This window comes from Kitasatospora sp. NPDC056181, from assembly GCF_042266225.1.
Taxonomy (GTDB): domain Bacteria; phylum Actinomycetota; class Actinomycetes; order Streptomycetales; family Streptomycetaceae; genus Kitasatospora.
This window is the reverse complement of sequence record NZ_JBHJUK010000001.1, coordinates 146,430-170,589: the sequence shown is the minus strand read 5'-3', so window position 1 is coordinate 170,589 and position 24,160 is coordinate 146,430. Positions and strand designations below refer to the sequence as shown.

The following is a 24,160-nucleotide window of genomic DNA, read 5'->3' as shown; positions in this document are numbered from 1 at the left end:
CCCGGCACGGTGCCGGACCCGCTGCTCAGCAGGGGTTTCGTCAGTGCGCGATGGCCTCGTAGCCCTCGATGTCGCGCGGGCTGCGCGGGCCCGGGCCGATGTAGCGCGCGGCGGGGCGCACGAGCCGGCCCGTGCGCTTCTGCTCCAGGATGTGCGCCGACCAGCCGGCGGTGCGGGCACAGGTGAACATCGAGGTGAACATGTGCGCCGGGACCTCGGCGAAGTCCAGCATGATCGCGGCCCAGAACTCGACGTTGGTGGCCAGCACGCGGTCGGGGCGGCGGTTGTGCAGCTCCTCCAGCGCGGCCTTCTCCAGCGCCTCGGCGACCTCGAAGCGCGGCGCCCCGAGCTCCTTGGCGGTACGGCGCAGCACGCGGGCGCGCGGGTCCTCGGCGCGGTAGACGCGGTGGCCGAAGCCCATCAGGCGCTCGCCCTTGTCCAGGGCGTTCTTCACCCAGGCGGTGGCGTCGCCGGTGCGCTCGATCTCCTCGATCATGCCGAGCACGCGGGACGGCGCGCCGCCGTGCAGCGGGCCGGACATCGCGCCGACGGCGCCGGAGAGCGCGGCCGCGACGTCGGCGCCGGTGGAGGCGATGACGCGGGCGGTGAAGGTGGAGGCGTTCATGCCGTGCTCGGCGGCGGACGTCCAGTAGGCGTCGATGGCCTTGACGTGCTTCGGGTCCGGCTCGCCGCGCCAGCGGATCATGAAGCGCTCGACGACCGTCTCGGCCTTGTCGATCTCGCTCTGCGGGACCATCGGCAGGCCCTGGCCGCGGGCGGACTGGGCGACGTAGGACAGCGCCATCACGGCGGCGCGGGCGAGGTCGTCGCGGGCCTGCTCGGCGGAGATGTCCAGCAGCGGCTTGAGGCCCCAGACGGGGGCGAGCATGGCGAGGGCGGACTGCACGTCGACGCGGATGTCACCGGAGTGCACCGGGATCGGGAACGGCTCGGCGGCCGGCAGGCCGGGGTTGAACTTGCCGTCCACCAGCAGGCCCCAGACGTGGCCGAAGGAGACGTGGCCGACCAGGTCGTCGATGTCGACGCCCCGGTACCGCAGTGCGCCGCCTTCACGGTCGGGTTCGGCGATCTCGCTCTCGAACGCGACGACTCCCTCAAGCCCGGGTACGAAGTCGGACATGCGACGGCTCCTTCAGTTCTGCGATCGGCGCTCCGCCGTGGTGGGGCGGTACGCCAGTGACCGATGGTGGTTGGCACTCGGTGCCATCCTCACAGGCACAGAGTGCATTGCGCCATACACCACCGTGGTGATGTTGCCCTGGGGCCCGCTTGACTTTTCGCCCGGAGGCCGGTCGTGCCAGGGAAATCTCCCGAACCAAACCCCAGGTTCCGGACAATTCACCGTAGGCCGGGCGGTCAAGCGGTGGCGAGTCACCTTATCTCCCACCGGGGTTTGTCCGGAGGTAGCGGTGCCGGTTGCTTGTCGTACGGGATGATGTTGACGTGCAGACCCCGGAACGCGCCCAGTCGACGCCCCCGAGCCCCGCCACCCGGATCCTGGCCGAGGAGGCCCGGCCCGGGCCGGACCTCACCGTGATGCGCAAGCACTACACCCACGAGGGCCTGGTCGAGGAGCAGCTCACCGCCGAGCCGATCGCGCTGTTCACCCGCTGGTTCCACGAGGCGGACGACGCCGGGGTGGTGGAGCCCAACGCGATGGTGCTCTCCACGGCCGACGCCGAGGGGCGGCCCAGCTCGCGGACCGTCCTCCTGAAGGGCTTCGACGCGCGCGGCTTCGTCTTCTTCACCAACTACGGCTCGCGCAAGGGCGCCGAGCTGGCCGCCAACCCGCATGCGGCGCTGCTCTTCCCGTGGATCGCGCTGGCCCGCCAGGTGATCGTCCAGGGCCGGGTGGAGAAGGTCGGCCGGGACGAGACCGCCGCCTACTTCCGCACCCGCCCGCACGGCTCGCAGCTCGGGGCCTGGGCCAGCGAGCAGTCCAGCCCGGTCGGCAGCCGGGAGGTGCTGGAGCAGCGGTACGCGGAGCTGGAGCGGCGCTACCCGGAGGGCGAGGGGGTGCCGGTGCCGCCGTTCTGGGGCGGGTACCGGGTGCTCCCCGAGCGCGTGGAGTTCTGGCAGGGCCGGGAGAACCGGCTGCACGACCGGCTGAACTACCTCGCCGACCCGTCGGCCCCGTCCGGCTGGCGGGTGGAGCGGCTCTGTCCGTGAGTGCTGCGTGGGCGGGGTGGGGCGGCGGCCCGGGTGGCGCATCTTGGCCGGTGAACTACCTTGCCACGCTTCGAAGATGAGGCAACGTCAGGTACTCCGGTGTAACGTGGCCGAAAGGCCCGGACTGGGGTCTGGGCCGCACTCTTCCGAGAGAGTGAGGCATCTGATGGATGACACCGCCGCACCTATCGCCGCCGGGCCCGCCGACCCGGGCGACGCCCCCCGCCGGCCGACCCTGGGCGAGCTGGCCGGCATGTCGGCGGCCGACCTTGGCGCGCTGCTGCGCCGGACGGGTTTGGAGGAGGGGGGGTCCTGCGCCGTCCCGGTGGCCAGATTCTCCTCCGCGGCGTGACCCAACGAGCTGGGATCTTCCTGGATCCCGGCTCCTTTTGCGTCAACTGACCTGTATCTTAAGCCAAGTTGGTGGGGTGGGACCGGGGGGTTCAGTGCGGCCGTACTTCTTCTTCAGCTATGCGCGGCGGGACCACATGGCCGGCGGCGCCTTCGTCGACCAGTTCTTCAGCGACCTCCGGGACGAGCTGGCCCGGATCGAGCCCGCGGCCGGGCCGGGCGAACTCGCCTACCGGGACACCGAACGACTGCGCGTCGGCGACGACTGGGAGCAGCAGCTCTCCCGGATGCTGGCCGTCAGTCGCACCATGGTGGCGCTGTACTCCCCGGCCTACTTCGCCAGTTCGTACTGCGGCAAGGAGTGGACGGCCTTCGACGGCCGGATGCGGCGGCACCAGAAGATGACCGGCGAGGCGGTGCCGGCCCTGATCCCGGTGGTCTGGGAGCCGCCCCCGGCCGGCCTGCCCGCCGAGGTGCTGCGGATCCAGTACAGCCAGCACGACCTGGGCGTGGCGTACGCCACCGGCGGGCTGCGCGACCTCCTGCGGGCCGACCCGCACGGACCCGACTACCGCCGGGTGGTCCGGGCCATCGCCGAGCGGGTGCGGGAGGCGGCGTGCCGGCCCCTGACCGAGCTGCCCCACCTCGACCTGGGCCGGGTGGACGGCTGCTTCCCGGTGCCGGACGCCGTGCCGCCGCCCGGGCGCAGCGGGATGGTCCGGATCTTCGTCGCCGCCGGCCACAAGGCCGTCGGCCACACCGCCGCCCGCCGCACCGCCGACCCGTCCCGCGCCGGGGGGCGGACGGCGGACGCCGCCGTGTACGCCGTGCCCGGCATCCCGGCGCAGCGGCAGGACGAGGACCGGTACCGGGGCGGCTGGTACGGGGACCGGCCCAGGGACTGGGCGCCCTACCACCCGCCGCGGCTGCCCCCGCTGGTGGTGCAGGCCCAGCAGGCGATCACCCAGGCCGGCCACAGCACCACGTTGGAGGAGGTCGGGCCGGGCCTGGCCGCCAGCCTGGACCTCGCCCGCGAGAACAACGAGGTCAGCGTCCTGCTGGTGGATCCGTGGGCGGCCACCGCCGAGCCCTACCGACAGGCGCTGCGCGACTTCGACGACCAGAACCACCCCGTCACCGGCGTCCTGGTGCCGGCCGGCACCGATGACCCGCCCGAGGGGCCGGCGCGCAGCAGGCTCTGGGGAGGGGTGCGCGACGTCTTCCCGCGCAACTGGCTGCACAGGTCCGGGCCGGAGCCGCTCTTTAAGGTGCGCGTTCCGCGGGAACGCTTCGAAACGGACCTGCTACGTACCGTTACGGTTGCCCAGAATCGACTGTTAGACGAGACGGACGAAGTCGATCCGGTTCTCGCGCGGGCTGCGTTCGGCCTGGGCCCCGGCGTCGCGGCCATGCCTGCTCTGCTGATCCCGGCGTGGCCGCCGGCAGTGTCCCCTGAAGCAGCCCTGCCCCCGGCTCCCCGGGAGCCCCGCGAAGGAGACTCCGAACGATGACCGCCGATCAGGTGGCCCTGGCGGACGCCGAGTCCGCCGTCCCGTCGACACCCGGGACCGGGTCGGTCGTCACCTTCTACTCGTACAAGGGCGGCACCGGCCGCACCATGGCGCTGGCCAACCTCGGCTGGATCCTGGCCAGCCAGGGCCTGCGCGTCCTGGTGGTCGACTGGGACCTCGAAGCTCCCGGCCTGCACCGGTACTACCACCCGCTGCTGATCGACCCCGAGCTGCACGCCACCGACGGCCTGATCGACCTGCTGCGGGCCTACGTCGAACAGGCGCTGCCGGCCCCCGGCGACGCCACCGCGGCAGCCCCCCGGGACTGGCTGGCCGAGCCCGGCCGGCTCGACCGCTACCTCTGCGGCCTCGCGCTCGACCTGCCGGCCGGCGGGCGGCTCGACCTGATGCCGGCCGGCCGGCAGAACGCCTCCTACTCGGCCGCCGTGACCAGCTTCAACTGGCGCAGCTTCTACACCCGCGCGGACATCCGGGGCGCCGAGTTCCTGTACGCGCTGCGCGAGCAGTGGACCGGCTCGTACGACTACGTGCTGATCGACAGCCGGACCGGGGTCAGCGACACCTCGGGCATCTGCACCGTGCTGATGCCGGACACCGTGGTGGACTGCTTCACCCTCGGCGCCCAGAGCATCCGCGGCGGCGTCGACGCGGCCCGCGCGATCGTGGACGCCGACGAGCGCGACATCCGGGTGCTGCCCGTCCCGATGCGGGTCGAGGACGCCGAGCGGGCCGGGCTGGCCGCCGGGCGCGACCTCGCCCACGACGCCTTCGCCCCGTACCTGGACCGCTGGCTGAGCGTCGAGCGCCGGGCCGACTACTGGCGGGACGTCGAGGTCCCGTACAAGCCGTTCTACGCATACGAAGAAGTTCCGGCCACCATCGTCGACCGGCCGCAGCAGGGCCGCAGCCTGCTCGGCGCGTTCGAACGGCTGGCGGAGTGGCTCACCGAGGGCCGGGTCCGCGCGCTGCGGCCCGTCCCCGACCGCGCCCGCCGCCGGCTGTACGCGGCCTACCTGCGCACCGGCCGCACGAGGTCCCGCCAGGTGCACGTGAGTTACGCCCCGGGGGACCGGATCTGGGCCGAGTGGGCCGCCGCTGCCCTGGCCGGCTTCGGCTACCTCGCCTCGCTGCACAGCGCCGCGGCGCCGATGGACGCCGGGCCGCCCGGCGACGCCGCCCTGCCCGAGGCCGCCGGGCCGTTGGACGGCGACGGCCGGGTGCTGGTGCTGCTCTCGCCCGAGTACGCGGAACTGCCCCGCGGCCGGGAGATCTGGCGCAGGCTCACCTCCGCCGAGCAGGACGGCGGCTCGGCCGGCCTGCTGCCGCTCGCCCTGACGGCGCCGGGCGAGCGGCTGCCCGAGCCGTTCGCCGGCCACCGGGTGTCCGAGCTGGCCCGGGGCTCCGTCGAGCAGGCCGAGACCCAGCTCTTCGAGCTGCTCGGCCCGCCGCCCGGCGCCGGCCGCTGGCTGGAGGCCGACGAGGAGGCCGCGCCCGCCCCCGCCCGCTTCCCGACGGGCCGGCCCGCGGTGGAGAACCCCCCGCCCCGGCTGCCCACCTTCACCGGCCGCGCCCGGCTGCTGGAGACCCTGCGGGACGGTTTCACGCTCGGCCCGGCGGCCGAACCCGTGCAGGTCCTGTACGGCATGGGCGGGGTGGGCAAGTCGCAGGCCGCGGTCGAGTACGCCCACCGGTTCGCGCCCGCGTACGAGGTGGTCTGGTGGGTGCCGGCCGAGGACCCGGCCGGCGTCCCGCAGCGGCTCGCCGAACTCGCCGCCGAACTCGGCCTGGAGGGCGGCGGCGACGCGGCCCGGACCGCCCGGGCCGTCCTGGACGCGCTCGGCCGGGGCCTGCCGCACCGGCGCTGGCTCCTGGTCTTCGACAACGCGGAGGACCCGGAGCAGCTCGCCGCCTGGATCCCGGCGGGCACCGCCGACGGCCACGTCCTGGTGACCTCGCGCGACCGGCGCTGGGCCAGGCACCGCGGACGGACCGAGGTCGAGGTCTTCGACCGGGCGGAGAGCGTCGAGCTGGTCCGCCGCTTCAACGCCGGGGTCGGGGCCGCCGACGCCGACCGGATCGCCGAACTCCTCGGGGACCTGCCGCTCGCCGTCGGCCAGGCCGCCGCCTGGCTCCACGAGACCCCGATGCCGGCCGCCACCTACGCCGAACTGCTGGACGAGACGCTCACCGACATCCTCGACCGGTCGGTCCAGGCGGACGCCGAGTACTCGACCGTCACCGCGGCCACCTGGCGGATCGCCGGTGCCGACCTGCGCCGGATCAACGCCCCCGCCGCCCGGCTGCTGGAGGTCTGCGGCTTCCTCGGCCCGGACGCCATCCCGATCCGGCTGCTCTACAGCGCGCCCGTGACCGAGGCCGTCGGGCTGCCCCCGGGCACGGACGGCCAGCTCGCGACGGGCGAGATCCTGCGCACCGTCAACCAGTTCAACCTCGCCCGGTACGACCAGGCCGGCGGGACGCTGAGCGTGCACCGGATCACCCAGGCGCTGCTGCGCGACCAGGTCACCGAGGCCGACCGGGCCCGGGTGCGGGCCGTCGTGCACCGCGCGCTCGCACTGGACTCCCCGGGCGACCCCGACACCCCGGACAACTGGGCCCGGTACGCCGAACTGCTGCCCCACCTCGGGCCGTCCGGAGCCACCGCGAGCACCGACCCGGCGGTCCGGCGGTGGATCGTCGAGTCGGTCCGCTACCTCTGGCACCGCGGCCTGCTCGACGCCGGCCGCGACCTCGCCGAACGCGCCCTGGCGCAGTGGTCCACCGACGGCCACGACGGGCCCGGCCAGGACGGCGGTGACGACGGCGGAGACGACGTGCCGGCCCTGCTGATGCGCGTCCAGCTCGGCAATATCCGGCGTTCCCAGGGAGCCGCGCAGGCGGCCTACGAGCTCGACCGGCACGCGCTGGAGCGGCTGCGCGCGGCGCTCGGCCCGGACCACCTGCACACCATCGCCGTGGCCAACAGCCTCGGCGGCGACCTGCGCCACCTCGGGCACTACGCGCAGGCCCGGGCGCTGGACGAGCAGACCCTGGAGACCGCGCTGCGGGTGCTGGGCCCCGACCACCCGCGCACGTTCATGAGCATGAACAACCTGGCCGTCTCGGCCTTCATGACCGGCGACTTCCGGGCGGCGCTGGCCGGCCACCAGGACGTCTACCGCCGCCAGTGCGCGGTGCTGGGCGAGCACAACCCCTACACGCTGCTGTCCGGCCTCAACTACGCCCGCGACCTGAGCGGGAACGGGCGGTTCCAGGAGGCCCTGGAACTCCTGGAGCACGTCGTGCGGAGCTACCGGGAGATCGTCGGGGACGACCACGACGACACCCTGCGCGCCCGCCGGAGCCTCGGGATCGTGCTGCGCCGGCTCGGCCGGTACCGGGAGGCGCTGGCGAACGACGAGGACGTCCACCGGCGCCTGCACGCCCTCAACGGGGCCGACGACCACGGCACCGCGGCCGCCGCCGGCAACCTGGCCGGCTCCCTCGGCGCGCTGGGCGAGACCGGGCGGGCCGTCCCGCCGGCCGAGGACGCGTTCGGGTACTGCCGCACCCACCTCGGCGAGGACCACCCGACCACCTGGGTCTCGGCCGTGAACCTCGCCGTGGCGCTGCGCCGGGCCGGCCGCACCGCCGAGGCCCGGCAGCTCTCCGGCCGGGCCCTGGACGGTCTGGGCGCGGCGCTCGGGGACCGCCACCCGTACGTCGGGATCGCGATGCTGAACCACGCCGACCACCTGGCCCTGGCCGGTGACCCGGCGGCGGCACTGGCCCTGGACGAGCAGGCCGCACAGCTGCTGGCCGACGTCCTCGGCCCGGACCATCCCGACACCCTCGCGGCGGTCTCCAACCTGTCGCTCGGCCTCGCCGCCGCCGGCGACACCGCCCGGGCCGGGCGGCTGGTGGCGGACGCGCTCGCACGGGCCCGGGAGTCGATGGGTGAGACCCATCCGGTGACGGTGGCGATCAGGGAGGGCCGGCGGCTGGAGAGCGACATCGAGGTGCGAGCGGTGTGAGTCGGCAGGCCGTCACCGGGGGCGGTGCGCCGTGCAGGTGCCGCTACGCGACCGCCGAGTGGGTGAACTTTCCGCAAGACTTCGCTGGATGGCGGGGTAGAGGACACGGAGGCTCGTGGAACAGCGCGGTGTTGCCCCCGTGCTGCCACTACATTGGTCGAAAGGCGCCGGGGTATACCCGGAGTCGGCTCTCTCTAACCCCCATCGTGGAAGAGAATCGAACATGACACCCGCACTGGACACCAAGCCCAAGCATGACCTGACGGATCATCACCAGTCGGACCGGCCGACCCTGGCCGATCTGGCCTCGCTCGGGGCCGACGAGCTGGCCACGCGGCTCCGACGTGCCCTGCCAGGCTCCGATACCGGTCTGGTGCCGGTCGCGGCCTTCAACTCCTCCATCTGACCAGCCGATCGACCATCGGCTCCGGCTGAAAACGACTGACCATGACGCGATCCCTGCTTCCGTTCACGCAGTTCGTTGTGAAGGTCCACAGCCGGTGCGATCTCGCCTGTGACCACTGCTACGTCTACGAGCACGCCGACACCAGTTGGCGCGCCCGGCCCAAGGTCATCGGCGACGAGGTCCTGGCCAAGGCCGCCGAACGGATCGGCGAGCACGCGGCCGCCCACGGCCTCACCGTCGTCCGGGTCGTCCTGCACGGGGGAGAGCCCCTGCTGGCCGGCCCGGACCGACTGCGCCGTGCCGCCGAGGAGTTCAGGGTCGCACTCCCGCCCGGCTGTGCGCTCGACCTGCGGATCCACACCAACGGGGTGCTGCTGAGCCCCGCCTTCTGCGACCTCTTCGACCGGCAGGACATCAAGGTCGGCGTCTCCCTGGACGGCGACCGCGCGGCCAACGACCGGCACCGCCGGTTCGCCGACGGCCGCAGCAGCCACCCCCAGGTGCTGCGGGCGGTGGGCCTGCTCCGCCGGCCCGAGTACCGGCACCTCTACGCCGGCCTGCTCTGCACCGTCGACATCGACAACGACCCGGCCGCCGTCTACCGCGCACTGGCCGAACTGGAGCCCCCCGCCGTCGACTTCCTGCTCCCGCACGCCACCTGGGAGCAGCCGCCGAGACGCCCCGCCGGCCGGACGGAGAACCCGTACGCCGCATGGCTGCTGGCCGTCTACGACCACTGGGAGGGGGACGGCCGGCCGTTCGCCGTCCGGACCTTCGACTCGGTCCACCGCACCCTGCACGGGCTCTCCAGCCTCACCGAGTCGCTCGGCCTGGAGCCCGCCGCGCTGGTGGTGCTGGAGACCGACGGCACGTTCGAGCAGGCCGACAGCCTGAAGACCGCGTACGACGGCGCTCCCGCCACCGGCCTCGACGTCTTCCGGCACAGCCTCGACGAGGTCGCCCGGCACCCCGGCATGGCCGCCCGGCAGTCCGGGCTGGCCGGCCTGAGCGCCACCTGTCGCGGCTGCCCCGTCGTCCGTTCCTGCGGTGGCGGTCTGTACGCCCACCGCTACCGGGCCGATGGTGGATTCGACAACCCCTCCGTCTACTGCGGGGATCTCATGACACTCATCAACGGCATCGCCGACCGCGGCGAGCCGGACCCCGGGGCCGGCACGGCCCCGCGAGCGGCAACCGACCAGGCCGTTCCCGTGCAGGCCGTTTCCGCGCAGGCCGTTCCGGTGCAGGCCGGCGAGCCGGCCGTGCCCGTCGGCCTCACCGACCGGCAGCTCGGCCAGCTGGCCCGCGGCCACGGTGACGCGGACACCGTCCGGGCCCTCGTCCGCTCCCAACTCGCCCTCACCCGGGCGATGCTGGCGGCCGTCCGGGGCACCTCCGGGCTGCGCTCCTCGGCCGCCTGGGACCTCCTCACCGACCTCGACGCCGCCGCACCGGCCGCGCTGGACACGGTGCTCGGCCACCCGTACGCCCGGGCCTGGGCGGCCCGGAGGCTCGGCGGCGACCCCGGCGCCGGGCTCGGGCGGCTGGCCGAGCTGGCCGGCGCCGCGGCCGTCCGGGCCGGGCGGGGCGACGCCGTGGCCGTCCCGGTCCGGGAAGGCGCCCTGCACCTGCCGACCCTCGGCCGGCTCACCCTCGCCGGGGGCGGGGAGGCGCTCGTCACCGGCACCGGCGACGGGTTCACCGTCCGCACGGCCGGTGGCGAGGTGCTCACCCTCGGCGCGGGCCACCGGGACCCGCGCTGGGAGCCGGTCCGGCTGGTCCGCCCGGCCGGCGGCTGGACGCTCGCCCTGGAGGACACCGACCCGCAGCGCGACAGCCACCAGTGGCCGGTCGGCGACCGGCTCGACGAGGCCGAACTGCACGCCTGGACCGGGGCGTTGCGCGAGGCCGTCGAGCTGCTCGACCGGGACCTGCCGGCCTACGCCCAGGGCCTGCGGACCGGACTGACCACCGTCACCCCGCTGCGCCCCGGCCCGTCCGGACGGGACGTCAGCGCTGCCGCCCGGCAGGCCTTCGGTGCGGTCGGGATCGCCCGCCCGGCCACCGCGCCGACCCTGGCGCTGCTGCTCGCGCACGAGTTCCAGCACGTCAAACTGGGCGCCGTGCTGGACCTGCTGGACCTCTACGACCCCGCCGACACCGCGCAGTACGACGCGCCCTGGCGGCCCGACCCGCGCCCGATCGAGGGCCTGCTCCAGGGTACCTACGCCCACCTCGCGGTGACCGCCTTCTGGGGCACCCGGACCGCCATCTACGACGGCCTGCCCGGGACGGCCGCCGAGCACGCCCGGGCGCAGTTCGCGCTCTGGCGCGGGTACACCGCCGAGGCGGTCGAGAGACTGGCCGGTTCGGGGTCGCTGACCCCGGTCGGCCTGCGCTTCGCCGACGGCATGCGGGAGACGGTCGGGCCCTGGCTGGACGTGGCCCTGCCGAAGGCGGCCGAGGACGCCGCCCGGCAGGCCCGGCAGGCCAGGCGTCCGGCCGCGCCCACCGGCTGACCGCGCCCCGCGCACCACGCCCCGGCCCGCGCACCACGCCCCGGCCCGCCCGCGACGCCTGACCCGCCCACGACGCCCTGGCCGTCCACGACGCCCCGGTCGGCCTTCGCCGCGCCGATGACGTGACGGTCGCCCAGAACCAACTGTTACCAAGGATGTGAGCCACCCCCCGGGGTGCAGAACCGGCCGATCGCGACCGGTGGTTGCCCTGGCGCCTTCCGCCGTGGGCGCCCCTCGGGGTTGTAGGCTCGCGCTCATCCCCCCTCCGGCACCGGAGCCTTCCTCCGGGCCCATCACCCTCGGGAACCGCCATCCTCACCGAACCGAGTCCCGTGCCGTCCCGGCAGGACATATCGCCAAATAAGTTGACTCGAACGATGCTCGCGGAGCAGTTCACCGATCTCGGCGTTCGGCCGGGCCAGGTGCTGCTCGTCCAGGCCTCGCTGCGCCGGCTCGGCCCGGTCGAGGGCGATGGCGCCACCGTCGTCGAAGCGCTGCTGGACGCGCTCGGCGGCCCCGGGCGGGGCACCCTGGCCGCGTACACCGGCACCCCGGAGAACTCGGACACCTCCCGGATGGTCAGGGAGATGATGCAGGGCTGGCTGCCCGAGCAGGTGGACGAGTGGCGCGCGAGCATGCCCCCCTTCGACCCGTACACGACGCCGGCCTCGCCGACCATGGGCACGCTTTCGGAGCTGATCCGCGTCCACCCGGAGGCGGTGCGCAGCAACCATCCGCAGTCCTCCTTCGCCGCGGTGGGGGCTCGCGCGAAGGACGTCACCGAGCTGCACGAACTCACCTGCCACCTCGGCATGGCGTCGCCGCTCGGCCGGCTGTACGAGATCGGTGCACACGTGCTCGGCATCGGGGTGGGGATGGACAGGTTCACCGCCTTCCACCTGGCCGACCTCCAGATGCCGGACATCCCCGTCCGCCACTACGGCTGCGTGATCAAGGAGGGCGGCGGCAGCCGCTGGGTCCACTTCGACGGCCCGCTCCTGGACGACCTGCACTTCGGGGAGCTCGGCGAGGAGGTGCTCCGCTCCGCCGCCGGCGTCCGGCACGGCAGCGTGGGCGGCGCGGACTGCCGGCTCCTCCCGATGCGCGAGGCCGTCGATCTCGCGGTCGGCATCCTGCGCGAGCGGCGCTGGCTCAGGCCGGATCTGGCCACCGCGTAAGGGCCGTACGGGGGCGGTCGTTTCAGTCATGTCAACTCGCATGGCCCGCTGTGCTATTCCATTGGACCCTCAGTCGTTCCTACACTGAAGCCCCGCGTACGGGGACTCGCGGGAAAGAGGTTGCCGGCGGGCCAGGGGGAGGCGCGTGTGAACGACCATGGCTGGGACGAGGAAGCCGCCCGGCCGTACTTCTTCCTCAGTTACGCCCACACCCCGAAGGCCGGCGCGCGTGGCGCCGGGGATCCCAACCACTGGGTGCGACAGCTGTATCGCGACCTCTGCGAGGCCGTGCTGCAACTGACCACCGTGCCCGCGGGCGTACCGGTCGGGTTCATGGACGAGTCCATGCACCAGGGGGAGTTGTGGGCCGACCGGCTCTCCGAGGAGCTGGCCACCTGCCGGGTCTTCGTGCCGCTCTACTCGCCGCGGTACTTCAACAGCCTCCCGTGCGGCCAGGAGTGGCACTCCTTCACCCAGCGGCCGGTCTACCCGGCCAACCTCGACTCGGAGCGGACCAGCGGCATCGTGCCGGTGCTCTGGGCGCCGATGAGCCGCTACAAACTGCCCGAGGTGGCGAGCGAACTCCAGTTCAACCACGCCAGTTTCGGCCCCGACTACGCCACCGAGGGCCTCTACGCGCTGATGAAGCTCAGCTACTTCCGGTCCGCCTACGAGCTGGCCGTGCACCGGCTGGCCCGGCGGATCGTCGAGGTGGCCGAGGAGACGGTGATCCCGGTCGGGCGCCGCCTCGACTTCAACGCCCAGCCCAGCGCCTTCAACGTCACCGCGCCCACCAAGCAGCTGCGGATCTCCGTCCTCGCCTACCACCGGGGCGAGGTGCCGCCCGACCGCAACCCCGACTACTACGGCGCCAGGCGCACCGACTGGCACCCGTACCGGCCGGCCGCCTCCCGCCCGCTGGCCGAGCACGCGGTGCGGCTCGCCCGGCAGCTGGGGTTCCAGGCCACCGTGCACGAGTTCGACGGCGAGGCCGAGGCGATCATCGCCGGCGGCGACCCGGTCGCGCCGGGGCTGCTGCTGCTGGACCGCTGGGTGCTCCAGGACGAGCGGTGGAGCGAACTGGTCCGCCGCTTCGACCGCTCCGACTGCTCCTGGGTGAGCGTCCTGGAGCCGTGGAACCTCGACGACCCGGACTGCGTGGAGAACCACCGCGAGCTGGGCGAACTCAGCGACCGGGTCCTGCGGTTCACCCACCGGTCCGTCCGGCCGAGCTTCCTCGGCGCCACCGGCGGGCCGCCCGGGCTGGGCAGCCTGGAGGAGTTCGACGACGCGCTGCCCCGGGCCGCCATGAAGGCCAAGTACGCCTTCGAGGGCCGGACCAGGACCGAACCCGAGGAACCACCGCCGCCACGGCCCAATCTGCGGGACGCTTTCCGGTACGGGCGCGGGCGGGACGGGCCCGAACCCTTCGCCTACGACGACGACCAGCCACCACGCGACTCAGGCGAACGCCCGGACGACGGGACACCGCCCCGGGGAGGAAGCACATGAGCGAGCGGAGCGAGCGAATCACCGGGGGCTGCGCGTTTCGCGAAGCGACCGCCGAACGCAGCGAGGTGGGCACAATGAGCGAGCGGAACGAGCGAATCACGGGGGGCTGCGCGTTTCGCGAAGCGACCGCCGAGCGCAGCGAGGTGGGCGCATGAGTGACAACCGCACCAGGAACCTCCGGATCGGGGGCCTGACCGCAGCCGAACTCGCCGCCCGGCGCGAGGCGGAGCAGGACCGGCAGGGCCGGATCATCACCTTCTACTCGTACAAGGGCGGCACCGGGCGCACCATGGCGCTCGCCAACACCGCCTGGATCCTTGCCGCCAACGGTTACCGGGTGCTCACCGTCGACTGGGACCTGGAGGCACCGGGCCTGGCCAAGTTCTTCCACCCGTTCCTCGACCCGGCGGTACTGGCCGGAACCACCGGCATGATGGACCTGATCGCCGAGTACCGGGAGGAGGCGCTGCGCCCGGTCGAGCACGCCGACGGCTGGCACCTCGACTTCGCCCGGGTCCACCCGCACGCGCTGTCGCTCTCCTGGCCGATGTTCCCCTCCGGCGGCAGCCTGGACTTCCTCTCCGCGGGCCAGTTCAACCGGGACTACTCCGAGGCCGTCACCCACCTCGACTGGGACATCTTCTACGACCGCTTCGACGGCGGGCAGTTCTTCGACGCGCTCCGCGCCGACATGGGCAAGCGCTACGACTACGTGCTGATCGACTCCCGGACCGGCCTCTCCGACATCGCCGAGATCTGCACCGTCCAGATGCCCGACGACCTGGTCGTCTGCTTCACCCTCAGCGACCAGTCGATCGACGGCGCCTCCCGGATCGCCCAGCACATCCACGACCGCTACCGCGAGCGCGGCATCCGCATCCTGCCGGTGCCGATGCGCATCGACGAGGGCGAGAAGGAGAAGGCCGACGCCGGCCGGGCGCTCGCCCGGATCCGCTTCGACGGCCTGCCGGCCGGGCTGAACGGCGAGGAGCTCGCCCACTACTGGGGCTCGGTGGAGATCCCGTACCGGCCGTTCTACGCCTACGAGGAGATCCTCGCCACCTTCGGCGACCAGGGCGGCACCCAGACCTCGATGCTCGCCGCCTGCGAGCGGCTGACCGGCGTCATCACCGAGGGCCGGGTCACCTCTCTGCCCCCGGTCGACGAGGAGGTCCGGCTGCGTTACGTGGATGCCTTCACCCGGCGCCGCCCGTCCGTGCCGGCCGACCTCTACCTCTCCTACGTGCCCGAGGACCGGATGTGGGCGGACTGGATCGAGTCGGTCCTGACCCGGGCCGGCTTCCGGGTGCTGCCGAGGGACCTCAGCGCCGGCTCGGACCCGCGCCACGAGACCGAGCGCGGCATCGATGCCGCCTACCGGACGGTCGCGGTGCTCTCGCCCGCCTACCAGCGTTCGCCGCAGGCCCGCGCGCTCTGGGAGTCCGTCGTCAGCTCCGACCCGTCCGGCACCCGCCGCCAGCTGGTCCCGGTCCGGGTCGGCGACGTCCGCCTCACCGCGCCGTTCAGCAACCGCAACCCGGTCGACCTGGTCGGCCGCGACGAGACGCAGTCGGTGCAGACCCTGCTGCGCGCCCTCGGCCGCGGCGACGTGCCGCTCGCCGAGACCGCCGGCACCGGCCCGCGCTTCCCCGGCAGCAAGCCGCAGGTCTGGGACGTGCCGCCGCGCAACCCGTCCTTCACCGGCCGCGCCGCCGTCCTGGAGCAGCTGCGCAACCAGCTGCGCGGCGGCATGGCCGCCGTCCTGCCCACCCCGCAGACCCTGTACGGGCTCGGCGGCGTCGGCAAGACCCAGGTGGCGCTGGAGTACGCGCACCGCTTCATGTCCGACTACGACCTGGTCTGGTGGATCGACGCCGAGCAGACCGAGCTGGTCGCCCCGGCCCTGGCCGACCTGGCCCGCCGGCTCGGACTGCGGGTCGGCGACTCCGTCACCGAGGCGGCCGAGGCGGCCCGCGAGGCGCTGCGCCGCGGGGTGCCCACCGCACGCTGGCTGCTGATCTTCGACAACGCCGACGAGCCGTCCGAGATCCGCCGGTTCTTCCCCGGCGGCTCCGGACACATCCTGGTCACCTCCCGCAACCAGGCCTGGTCCGGGCACGCGGAGGCGCTGGAGGTGGACGTCTTCACCCGCGGCGAGAGCGTCGAGCACCTCTGCCGGCGCGCCCGCGGCCTCTCCCGCCCCGACGCCGACCGGGTCGCCGAGGCCGTCGGGGACCTCCCGCTGGCCGTCGAGGTCGCCGCCGCCTGGCTGGACACCACCGGCACCCCGGTCGACACCTACGTCGCCCAGCTGCAGGCCGAGGCCGCCCGCGCCCTGGCCGGCGCCCGCCCGGCCGACTACCCGACCCCGGTCGGCGCCACCTGGAACGTCTCGATCGCCCGGCTGCGCACCCAGTCCCCGGCAGCGGTGCGGCTGCTCCAGCTCTGCGCGTTCTTCGCGCCCGAGCCGATCTCGATGAACCTCTTCTACAGCGACCAGATGATCCGCGCGCTCGTCCAGTACGACGCCGACCTCAGCGACAAGTTCATGCTGGGCAAGGTGATCCAGGCGATCGGCCGGTACGCGCTGGCCAAGGTCGACGCCGGCACCAACAGCTTCCAGGTGCACCGGCTGGTCCAGGCGGTCATCCGGGCCGAGATGACCGATGACGAGCAGGAGATCGCCATCCACGAGGTGCACCGCATCCTCACCGGCGCCCGGCCCGTCCTCGGCGACACCGACGACCCCGCCAACTGGCCCGCCTTCGACGAGATCTGGCCGCACCTCTCGCCCTCCAAGGCGCACAACTGCGACGAGGCCGACACCCGGCAGCTGCTCATCGACCGCGTCCGCTACCTGTGGAAGCGCGGCGAACTGGACCGCGCCCGCGACCTCGGCCACGCCCTGGACGCCGAGTGGACCGGCAAGCTCGGCGAGGACGACCGGCAGACCCTGCTGCTGCGCTTCCAGCTCGCCAACGTGCTGCGCTCGCAGGGCAACTACGCCGAGGCGCTGGCCCTCGACGAGGCCACCCTGGAGCGCCAGCGGGCCCTGCTGGGCGAGCACCACCCGTACACCCTGATGACGGCCGGCTCGCTCGGCGCCGACCGGCGGGCCCTCGGCCGGTTCCAGGCCGCGCTCGACCTCGACCGCGAGATCCTCGACCAGTTCCGCGAGTTGTTCGGCGACGACAACCCGCGCACGCTCTCGATGGCCAACAACCTGGCGATCGACTACCGGCTGGTCGGCGACAGCGAGGCCGCCCGCGAACTCGACCAGGAGACCCTCGACCGGCGCACCGCCGTCCTCGGCCCGCGCCACCCGTACACCCTCTCCACCAAGTCCAACCTCGCCCGTGACCTGCGCGAACTCGGCGACTACCGCGGCTCGGTCGAACTGCTCCAGGAGGTGACCAACGACCTCGGCGACGTGCTCGACCCCGACCTTCCGGAGAACCTGCGCAACGCCAAGTCGCTGGCCGTCTCGCTGCGCCGCACCGGCCAGCTCGCCGAGGCCCGCCGGATCACCAAGGAGACCTACGAGCGCTACCTGGAGCGGTACGGCGCCGACGCCCCCGACGCGCTGGCCTGCGCGCTCAACCTGGCCGCCGACCACAGCGCCTCCGGGGACAAGGAGGCCGCCCGCGACCTCTGCACCACCGTCTTCGAGGGCCACCGGCGGCTGTTCGGCGACGAGCACCCGTTCACCCTGGCCTGCGCCAACAACCTCGGCATCTACCTGCGGGGCAGCGGCGACGTCCAGGGCGCCATCGCGCGCGGGCTCGCCACCGTCGAGGGGCTCACCGAGTCCGTCGGCGCGGAGCACCCGTACACCCTGAACGCGATGATCAACCTGGCCAACGCCTACGGGGAGGACGGCCAGATCGCCAGGGCCGAGGAGCTCGGCCGCACCGCGTACGCGGGCCTCTGCGACCGCTACACGCCCCGGCACCCGGACGCGGTGGCCTGCGAGGCCAACCTGGCCGTCACCCTGCGCGCGGCCGGCCGGCACACCCAGGCGGCCGAGCTGCGGGCCAAGGCGATCTCCGAGCTGATCCGGCAGTTCGGCGAGGAACACCCGAACACCGTCTCGGCGCGCGGCTGGAAGCGGATCAACCGCGACCTGGAGCCGCAGCCGGTCTGACGGGGAGGTTCCGGCCGGGGCCGGCGGGTACGCTGCGGGACCTATGAACGAGCAGCTGCCCCCGGTCCTGGTCACCCGCCGCCTCGCGCCGGGGGTGATCGAGCGGCTCACCGCCCACCACGCGGCGACCCTGCACGACTCGGACCTGCCGATGCCGCGCGCCGAGCTGCTGGCCGCCGTCCGCGGCCGGTCGGCGGTGGTCACCACGCTGGACGACGCGGTCGACGGCGCGTTCCTGGACGCGGCCGGCCCGGGCCTGCGGATCGTCGCCAACCACGCGGTCGGCCACCACAACGTCGACCTCGCCGCCTGCGCCGAACGCGGAGTCCTGGTCAGCAACACCCCCGGCGTGCTCACCGCCGCCACCGCCGACATGGCCTGGGCGCTGCTGCTGGCCGCCACCCGCCGGCTGGGCGAGGGGGAGCGCCTGCTGCGCTCCGGGGAGCCGTGGGCCTGGGCCCCGAACTTCATGCTCGGCCTGGAGCTGGCCGGCACCCCGCTGGGCGTCCTCGGCATGGGCCGGATCGGGCAGGCCGTGGCCCGCCGCGCCCGGGCCTTCGACATGCCGGTGAGCTACCACAACCGCTCCGAACTGCCGCCCGGGAAGGCCGAGGGCGCGCAGTGGCTGCCGCTGGAGGAACTGCTCGCCACCTCCACCGTGCTGGTGGTCACCTGCCCGCTCGGCGCCGCCACCCGGCACCTGCTGGACGCCCGTCGGCTGGCCCTGCTCCCGGCCGGGGCGGTCGTGGTCTCGATGACCGCCGGGGTGGTGGACGAGGACGCGCTCGCCGCCGCGCTGGAGTCGGGCGCGCTGTTCGCCGCGGCGGTGGACAACTTCGAGCGGGAACCGGCGGTGCCGTCGGCCCTGCTCGCCCAGGAGCGCGCGGTGCTGGCCCCGCACCTGGGCAGTGCCACCGTGCGGACCAGGCAGGCGATGGGCGGGCTCGCGGTGGAGAACGTGCTGGCGGTGCTGGCCGGCGGGGAGCCGGTCACCCCGGTCGGGGCCTGAGGGCCGGGCCCGGGCTCAGGGCCTGCGCCCGGGGGCCGCGGTGTGGCCGGCCGCCCAGGCCAGCGCGGTGGTCATCACCCGGAACGCCCCGAAGTGCGCGGCGCCGGGCTCCAGGAAGAGCTCGGCGCCGGGGATGTGGTCGGCCAGCCAGCGGGAGTGCTCGACCGGCGAGAACTGGTCGTCGGCGCCGTGCCAGAGCCACGCGGGGACCGTGATGTCCTGCACCTTGAAGCCCCAGTCGGCGGTGAAGGCCAGCACGTCGTCGATCCAGCCGTCGGCGCCGTGCCGGAACGCCTCGCGGTAGTTGCTCTGCAGCATCCGCCGCAGCCCGGTGTCGGCGACCACCTCCCGGTCGTTGGGCGTCAGCTCCGGCCGCAGGCCCTTGAGCAGCCGGACCGGGTCGGCCTTGATCTGCTCGGAGCGGAACCGCATCGCCGCGGCGATCCGGTCGTGCCCGCGTTCGGCCTCCCGGTACGCGCGGATGTTGGACGGGGTCATTCCGCCGTACCAGTCCAGCCCGGCCGCGTTCCGGGGCGCCAGGCCCACCAGCACGGCGACCCGGCTGACCCGGTCGGGCAGCAGCGCCGCGCAGGCCAGCGCGTGCGGACCGCCGCCCGAGCGGCCCAGCACCGCGAACCGGTCGATCCCGAGCTCGTCCGCGATGGTCCGCACGTCGGCCGCCGCCGCGCTCACCCGGCGGCCGGGCAGCCGGGCGGAGTCGCCGTAGCCGGGCCGGTCGAAGGAGACCAGCCGGACGCCCAGGCGGTACAGCACGGTGCTGCGCGGGTGCGGGCCGACCCGGCTGCCGGGCATGCCGTGCAGCAGGAACACCGGCCGGCCGCGCGGGTCGCCCAGGGTCTCGACGGCGATGGCGCGGCCGTCCGGCGCCTTGACCATCCGTAATGACACGCGGGCCTCCTCGGTACGGGTGATGCTTCCGTGGTGCCGGTCTGTTCGGGGCCGGTCCTCCGGCCGTCCCGGTCCGGTGGTTCCGGGCCTCAGTGGTCCCGGTCGGTCGTGCCGCGGACCTCACGGCGGGCCTGCCAGGTGGTGTGCTCGCGGGAGACCGCGTCCTCGGCGTCGCGGGCCAGCCGGGACCAGATCTCCTCGGCGTCGGAGGACGTCACGTCCAGCTGGGCCAGCTGGCTGCGGATCAGCTCCAGTTCGTCGGCGGCCAGGCCGTACGCGGCCGCCAGCGGCCGGTACTGGCGCAGCTGCGCCCAGGCGGCGACCGAGGCGGCCACCGCCGAGACGGTGCCGAGCGCGTCGTAGCCGAACTCGCCCATCGCGCGCAGCACCGCCAGGACCAGGCCGAGCAGCGGCAGCACCACGCCCAGCACGCCCGTCCAGAAGCCGGCCCGGGCGCAGTAGCGGGCCTTCGACCGGTACCAGTCGTGCTGGACCTGGATGCGCTCGCGCAGGTACACCTCGCGGCGCACCGCCAGCGGCTGGTCGCGCAGGCCGCGCATCGCGTCGGTGATCCGCGCGCCGGAGTCCTCCGCCGCGGCGCCGACCGCGCGGCTGCCCCGGAAGGCGTTCAGCACCCGGCCGAGCTGGAAGCTGTACAGCCCCTCGGCGTCCGGCAGGCTGCGCGGCGGCGGCTGGTACGCGTCGGCCCGGACGCTGAACTTCCAGGCCAGCGTCTTGACCGACTCCGCGGCCGCCCGGCCCTCGTACCAGAGGCCCTGCGGGTTCTGCCGGCTGATCACCAGGGCGAGGGCGATCGCGCCGAGGTAGGCGGCGGCGGCCGGCCAGGCCCAGGGCGCGCCGTCGGCGGAGCCGAACGCGGCGGCGGCCACCAGCAGTACCAGCTCCCACGCGGAGAGCAGTACGGACCGCCGCTGCCCCTGCAGGGAGGCGGAGTCGGCGGACCAGAACAGCGCGGGCATCAGCTCCTGCTCGCGCACTCTTCCCATTGGACCCGCACCCGATGCCATCCTCGGCCCCCACCCGTCGCTCCGGTCGCACCCGCTCTCCTGCCCCGCCCGCCGCGCCGGTACGCCTGGCCCGGGCCGGCTCCGGCCGCATTGGCCGGGATGCCGCCGGAGGTTGTCCCATATCGCGGCCCTCCGGCGGCGGCCGCCGCGCGCGGCTCAGTACGTGTAGAAGACCCGGTCCGCGTTGTCGGCCATCTGCTTGGCGTTCCACTCGGTGCCGCCGGGCACGTTGCCGGAGCGGAACAGCGGCGGGGTGGCGCCGGTGCCGGCCGCCGCCGCGTCGGCGAGGCGGCCGACCGCCGAGGCGACCACGGCCTGCATCAGCGCGCTGGTCACGATGGTGGAGACCGGGCCGAACGAGGTCTCGGCGGCCGGGTGGGTCAGCTCGCCGTCCCCGACCGCGATCTTGTTGTCCAGGACGACGTCGCAGTGGTCCTTGAGGTAGCTGCCGGACGGGTGCGCCGAGGGCACCTGCTCCGGGTACGCCAGCGAGGTCACCCCGATCACCTTGAGTCCGCGCTCCCGGGCGTGGCGGGCGAGCTCGACCGGCATCACCTGGCGGCCGGAGAGGGAGATGACGAACAGCAGGTCCCCCGAGGTGGCCGGGGTGAGGTCCAGGGTGGTGGTGGCCAGGCCGGAGACCCGCTCCAGCGCGCTGGAGAGCGGGGCGGGCATCACCGTCACCCCGGACATCCCGGGGACGTCCAGCAGGTTGACCGGGACGAGCCCGCCGGCCCGGTAGACCACGTCCTGGGCGGCCAGTGAGGAGTGGCCGGAGCCGAAGGTGAAGATCCGGCGCCCCTCGGCGACCGCCTCGGCCAGCAGCGCGGCAGCCGCCTCGATGGTGTCGGCCTCCTCCGTGCGGACCCGCTGGAGGTGGGCGATCGCGGCGTCGAAGTACCGGCCGACCAGGTCGCTCATCTGTTGCCTTCGCTCTCTGCCGGTGGGGGAGCCGGCCGGGTGGGGCGGCCCGGGTGGTCCAGACCGCCGATGGAGAAAGCTACGGCCAGCACCGTGCTGCCTCACCGGTACCGCTGTCAACAGGAACGAAATGCGGTCCCCGAGGCCCCTGCGCGGGCTCGGCAGTCGGTGCGGTACGTCAGAATTGGCGGTGAGGACACCGAAGAAGGGAACCAGCGGCGATGTCTGGGCTGATCGACACCACTGAGATGTACCTTCGCACCATCCTGGAGCTGGAGGAGGAGGGCATCACACCGATGCGCGCCCGCATCGCCGAGCGTCTGGAACAGAGCGGCCCCACGGTCAGCCAGACGGTCGGCCGGATGGAGCGCGACGGACTGCTCCGGGTCGCGGGCGACCGTCACCTCGAACTCACCGAGGACGGCCGCCGGCTCGCGGTGCGGGTGATGCGCAAGCACCGCATCGCCGAGTGCCTGCTGGTCGACGTGATCGGTCTGGAGTGGGAGCAGGTCCACGAGGAGGCCTGCCGCTGGGAGCACGTGATGAGCGAGACGGTCGAGCGCAAGGTGCTCGCCATGCTCGGCCACCCCACCCAGTCCCCGTACGGGAACCCGATCCCGGGCCTGGACGAGCTGGGCGACGCCAAGGCCGAGGGCGAGGGCTTCGACGCGGCGCTCGTCCCGCTGGACACGGTCCGCCCGGGCGAGGCGGGCGCGGACGTCGTGGTCCGCCGGATCGGCGAGCCGATCCAGACCGACGGCGAGCTGATGCGCACGCTGCGCCGGGCCGGGATCCGGCCGGGCTCGACGGTGCGGGTCACCGCCGGGGTCGGCGGGGTGCTGGTCGGCAGCGGGGAGACCGCGGCCGAGCTGGGCAAGGAGATCGCCGCGCACGTCTTCGTCGCGCAGGCCTGATCCCGCGGGCAGTCGAATGAGCAGGGCCCGGTGCATCCCCGTGCACCGGGCCCTGCTCGTCCTCCCCGTCCCTCCCTGTTCCTCCCTGCTTCCGTGGCACCGGCCTCCCCGAACCCGGCCGGTACCACGGCCCCTCCGTTCCCTCCCGTCCCTCCCTGTCCCCTCCGTCCCCTCCGTTCCCTCCCGACCGCCCCGCCCGGCTTCCCCGTCCGAGCGCCCCTTCCGGCGTCCCCTCACGGTGGAATTTCTCCCCTCGGCAGATCATGGCAATCCTTGAGCGTTGTCACTCGTAAGAGGGGCTTTCGCCGTTGACCAGCGGGTACACCGAAGCCTTATCCGCACATGCGTGTGACGGGCCTTGTCTCCGGTGGGAGACAAGGCCCGTCAGCCGCGCGCGGGGTGTCGCGCTGTGCACGCCCTCACCCGATAGGCGTAGGGCGGCCGTCCACGGGACGGTGAACCTCCGGGCCGGTGCCGGGGGACCGTCCGGCTCAGGGGGTCAGCGGACCGCCGCCGGCTGGGCCGGCTGGAGGCGGGCCGACGGCGCCTCGCGCCCGCAGGCGTAGGCCAGCGGGCTGACCAGCTCGGCGGCGTCCGGCAGCCAGCGGTTCAGTGCGGAGGGCGAGCGCGCCCACTGGGCGAAGCCGGTCGGGCCGACCCGGGACGGCGGGGCCACCGTCCAGTCGCCCTCGCCGCGGGCCACCAGGTCCAGCCGGCCGGGCGGCCAGCCGAGCTTGCGCAGCATCTCGGGCAGCTTGGCGGCCACTCCGGGCAGCACCAGGAAGTGCAGCCGCCGGCCGGAGCGGCCGGGTGCGGCCGGGACGGCGACCACCGGGCCGAGCTGGAGGTCCATCCGCTCCATCCGGGCCAGTGCCAGGCAGCCGGCCACCTCCGGCACGTCCAGCACGTCGAAGGAGCGGCTGGTGGGCAGCAGGATCGAGGCCTCCGGTCGCTCGGTCCACCAGCGCCGCACCGCGCCCGGGCCGGCGCTCGCCTTGCGCGCCCAGTCCGCGTCGATCGGGTGCGCACCCGGCATCGGGCAGCGGGCGTCGCCGCAGGAGCAGCGGGCCGGCCCGTCGCCGTCGATCAGCCAGGCGCCCGGCGCGACCTCCCAGTGCCGGCTCTCGGCGTAGCCGACGGCTTCGATGAGCAGCGGGGGCAGTCCGGCGGTGCCGCCCTGGTCGGGGGAGTCTGGGATGTCTTCCACGCGCTGCACAACTACCGTGCGTGAGGCTGGTTACGGCCGGGCGGGGGCGGGTCTTGCGCGCGGTGGCAATGTCACCCGAACCGGTGAGGCAACCGAGTTGGAGCGGACCGGGTGGACGGGGGTGGGCGCAGTGGGGGCGCACGGGAGCATTTCCCAGGGCGCGCGGGGGGTGGGGATCGTCACCGTGGGTATCCCGGTGGCGTTGCTGATCGCTAACCTGGTGTCAGATTCCTTGGACGGTCGGACAGTCGGCAACAGATCAGCAGAATCGTCGCCCACCGGCCGGGCCGGAGGGTGTGGGGAGGC

Annotated in this window: 17 protein-coding genes; 12 read left to right on the top strand and 5 right to left on the bottom strand. The window is 73.9% G+C overall.

Annotation, left to right across the window (positions count from 1 at the left end; translation table 11 throughout):
- Positions 1–40 precede the first annotated feature (40 nt).
- The gene (locus tag ACFC1F_RS00745; protein WP_209412946.1) at positions 41–1,141 is read right to left on the bottom strand and encodes a citrate synthase 2; all 1,101 of its coding nucleotides are present in this window, start codon (positions 1,139–1,141) and stop codon (positions 41–43) included.
- Positions 1,142–1,557: 416 nt separating this feature from the next.
- Here ACFC1F_RS00745 and pdxH point away from each other — a divergent pair, with 416 nt between their 5' ends.
- From pdxH to ACFC1F_RS00690, 11 genes are all read left to right on the top strand, one after another.
- Entirely contained in the window at positions 1,558–2,190 is a 633-nt protein-coding gene (gene pdxH, locus ACFC1F_RS00740; RefSeq protein WP_376154821.1) for a pyridoxamine 5'-phosphate oxidase, read from the top strand.
- A gap of 166 nt (positions 2,191–2,356) precedes the next feature.
- The gene (locus ACFC1F_RS00735; protein WP_376154725.1) at positions 2,357–2,542 is read left to right on the top strand and encodes a hypothetical protein; all 186 of its coding nucleotides are present in this window, start codon (positions 2,357–2,359) and stop codon (positions 2,540–2,542) included.
- A gap of 94 nt (positions 2,543–2,636) precedes the next feature.
- Entirely contained in the window at positions 2,637–4,052 is a 1,416-nt protein-coding gene (locus tag ACFC1F_RS00730; protein ID WP_376154724.1) for a TIR-like protein FxsC, read from the top strand.
- A complete protein-coding gene (fxsT, locus tag ACFC1F_RS00725) occupies positions 4,049–8,107 on the top strand; it encodes an FxSxx-COOH system tetratricopeptide repeat protein (RefSeq protein ID WP_376154723.1) in 4,059 nt (1,352 codons plus the stop codon). Before ACFC1F_RS00730 ends, fxsT (ACFC1F_RS00725) begins: the two co-directional genes overlap by 4 nt.
- Positions 8,108–8,330: 223 nt before the next feature.
- Complete coding sequence (locus ACFC1F_RS00720) at positions 8,331–8,513, top strand: hypothetical protein (RefSeq protein WP_209412949.1); 183 nt, start codon at positions 8,331–8,333, stop codon at positions 8,511–8,513.
- Between the two features lie 41 nt (positions 8,514–8,554).
- Positions 8,555–11,032: an FxsB family cyclophane-forming radical SAM/SPASM peptide maturase gene (locus ACFC1F_RS00715; protein WP_376154722.1), complete on the top strand. Its 2,478-nt coding sequence runs from the start codon at positions 8,555–8,557 to the stop codon at positions 11,030–11,032.
- Positions 11,033–11,409: 377 nt separating this feature from the next.
- A complete protein-coding gene (locus ACFC1F_RS00710) occupies positions 11,410–12,210 on the top strand; it encodes an aminoglycoside N(3)-acetyltransferase (RefSeq protein WP_376154721.1) in 801 nt (266 codons plus the stop codon).
- A 147-nt stretch (positions 12,211–12,357) separates the two neighbouring features.
- A complete protein-coding gene (locus ACFC1F_RS00705) occupies positions 12,358–13,722 on the top strand; it encodes a TIR-like protein FxsC (RefSeq protein WP_209412952.1) in 1,365 nt (454 codons plus the stop codon).
- Positions 13,719–13,877, top strand: coding sequence for a hypothetical protein (locus tag ACFC1F_RS00700; protein ID WP_376154720.1), 159 nt, complete (start codon positions 13,719–13,721; stop codon positions 13,875–13,877). Before ACFC1F_RS00705 ends, ACFC1F_RS00700 begins: the two co-directional genes overlap by 4 nt.
- Entirely contained in the window at positions 13,874–17,866 is a 3,993-nt protein-coding gene (gene fxsT, locus ACFC1F_RS00695) for an FxSxx-COOH system tetratricopeptide repeat protein (RefSeq protein WP_376154719.1), read from the top strand. The genes ACFC1F_RS00700 and fxsT (ACFC1F_RS00695) overlap by 4 nt, the downstream gene beginning before the upstream one ends.
- A gap of 43 nt (positions 17,867–17,909) precedes the next feature.
- Positions 17,910–18,875: a 2-hydroxyacid dehydrogenase gene (locus ACFC1F_RS00690; RefSeq protein ID WP_376154718.1), complete on the top strand. Its 966-nt coding sequence runs from the start codon at positions 17,910–17,912 to the stop codon at positions 18,873–18,875.
- A gap of 15 nt (positions 18,876–18,890) precedes the next feature.
- Here ACFC1F_RS00690 and ACFC1F_RS00685 read toward each other — a convergent pair whose 3' ends face one another.
- The 3 genes from ACFC1F_RS00685 to ACFC1F_RS00675 form a co-directional block, all read right to left on the bottom strand.
- A complete protein-coding gene (locus ACFC1F_RS00685) occupies positions 18,891–19,772 on the bottom strand; it encodes an alpha/beta fold hydrolase (protein ID WP_209413071.1) in 882 nt (293 codons plus the stop codon).
- Between the two features lie 101 nt (positions 19,773–19,873).
- Complete coding sequence (locus tag ACFC1F_RS00680) at positions 19,874–20,782, bottom strand: DUF4231 domain-containing protein (RefSeq protein ID WP_209412955.1); 909 nt, start codon at positions 20,780–20,782, stop codon at positions 19,874–19,876.
- Between the two features lie 186 nt (positions 20,783–20,968).
- A complete protein-coding gene (locus ACFC1F_RS00675; RefSeq protein ID WP_209412956.1) occupies positions 20,969–21,733 on the bottom strand; it encodes an SIS domain-containing protein in 765 nt (254 codons plus the stop codon).
- 221 nt (positions 21,734–21,954) lie between these two features.
- On the opposite strand from ACFC1F_RS00675, the gene ACFC1F_RS00670 reads away from it, so the two are divergent.
- Positions 21,955–22,647 carry a metal-dependent transcriptional regulator gene (locus tag ACFC1F_RS00670; RefSeq protein ID WP_148643301.1) on the top strand — a complete coding sequence of 231 codons (693 nt, stop codon included), beginning with the start codon at positions 21,955–21,957 and terminating at the stop codon, positions 22,645–22,647.
- A gap of 499 nt (positions 22,648–23,146) precedes the next feature.
- Here ACFC1F_RS00670 and ACFC1F_RS00665 read toward each other — a convergent pair whose 3' ends face one another.
- Positions 23,147–23,845 carry a bifunctional DNA primase/polymerase gene (locus tag ACFC1F_RS00665; RefSeq protein ID WP_376154818.1) on the bottom strand — a complete coding sequence of 233 codons (699 nt, stop codon included), beginning with the start codon at positions 23,843–23,845 and terminating at the stop codon, positions 23,147–23,149.
- Positions 23,846–24,160: the final 315 nt, after the last annotated feature.

What these genes read in the sequence shown, in the direction of transcription:
- ACFC1F_RS00745 (WP_209412946.1), bottom strand. Translation starts at nt 1,141, where the DNA reads ATGTCCGACTTCGTACCCGGGCTTGAGGGAGTCGTCGCGTTCGAGAGC.
- pdxH (WP_376154821.1), top strand. Translation starts at nt 1,558, where the DNA reads ATGCGCAAGCACTACACCCACGAGGGCCTGGTCGAGGAGCAGCTCACC.
- ACFC1F_RS00735 (WP_376154725.1), top strand. Translation starts at nt 2,357, where the DNA reads ATGGATGACACCGCCGCACCTATCGCCGCCGGGCCCGCCGACCCGGGC.
- fxsT (WP_376154723.1), top strand. Translation starts at nt 4,049, where the DNA reads ATGACCGCCGATCAGGTGGCCCTGGCGGACGCCGAGTCCGCCGTCCCG.
- ACFC1F_RS00720 (WP_209412949.1), top strand. Translation starts at nt 8,331, where the DNA reads ATGACACCCGCACTGGACACCAAGCCCAAGCATGACCTGACGGATCAT.
- ACFC1F_RS00715 (WP_376154722.1), top strand. Translation starts at nt 8,555, where the DNA reads ATGACGCGATCCCTGCTTCCGTTCACGCAGTTCGTTGTGAAGGTCCAC.
- ACFC1F_RS00710 (WP_376154721.1), top strand. Translation starts at nt 11,410, where the DNA reads ATGCTCGCGGAGCAGTTCACCGATCTCGGCGTTCGGCCGGGCCAGGTG.
- ACFC1F_RS00700 (WP_376154720.1), top strand. Translation starts at nt 13,719, where the DNA reads ATGAGCGAGCGGAGCGAGCGAATCACCGGGGGCTGCGCGTTTCGCGAA.
- fxsT (WP_376154719.1), top strand. Translation starts at nt 13,874, where the DNA reads ATGAGTGACAACCGCACCAGGAACCTCCGGATCGGGGGCCTGACCGCA.
- ACFC1F_RS00690 (WP_376154718.1), top strand. Translation starts at nt 17,910, where the DNA reads ATGAACGAGCAGCTGCCCCCGGTCCTGGTCACCCGCCGCCTCGCGCCG.
- ACFC1F_RS00685 (WP_209413071.1), bottom strand. Translation starts at nt 19,772, where the DNA reads ATGGTCAAGGCGCCGGACGGCCGCGCCATCGCCGTCGAGACCCTGGGC.
- ACFC1F_RS00675 (WP_209412956.1), bottom strand. Translation starts at nt 21,733, where the DNA reads ATGAGCGACCTGGTCGGCCGGTACTTCGACGCCGCGATCGCCCACCTC.
- ACFC1F_RS00670 (WP_148643301.1), top strand. Translation starts at nt 21,955, where the DNA reads ATGTCTGGGCTGATCGACACCACTGAGATGTACCTTCGCACCATCCTG.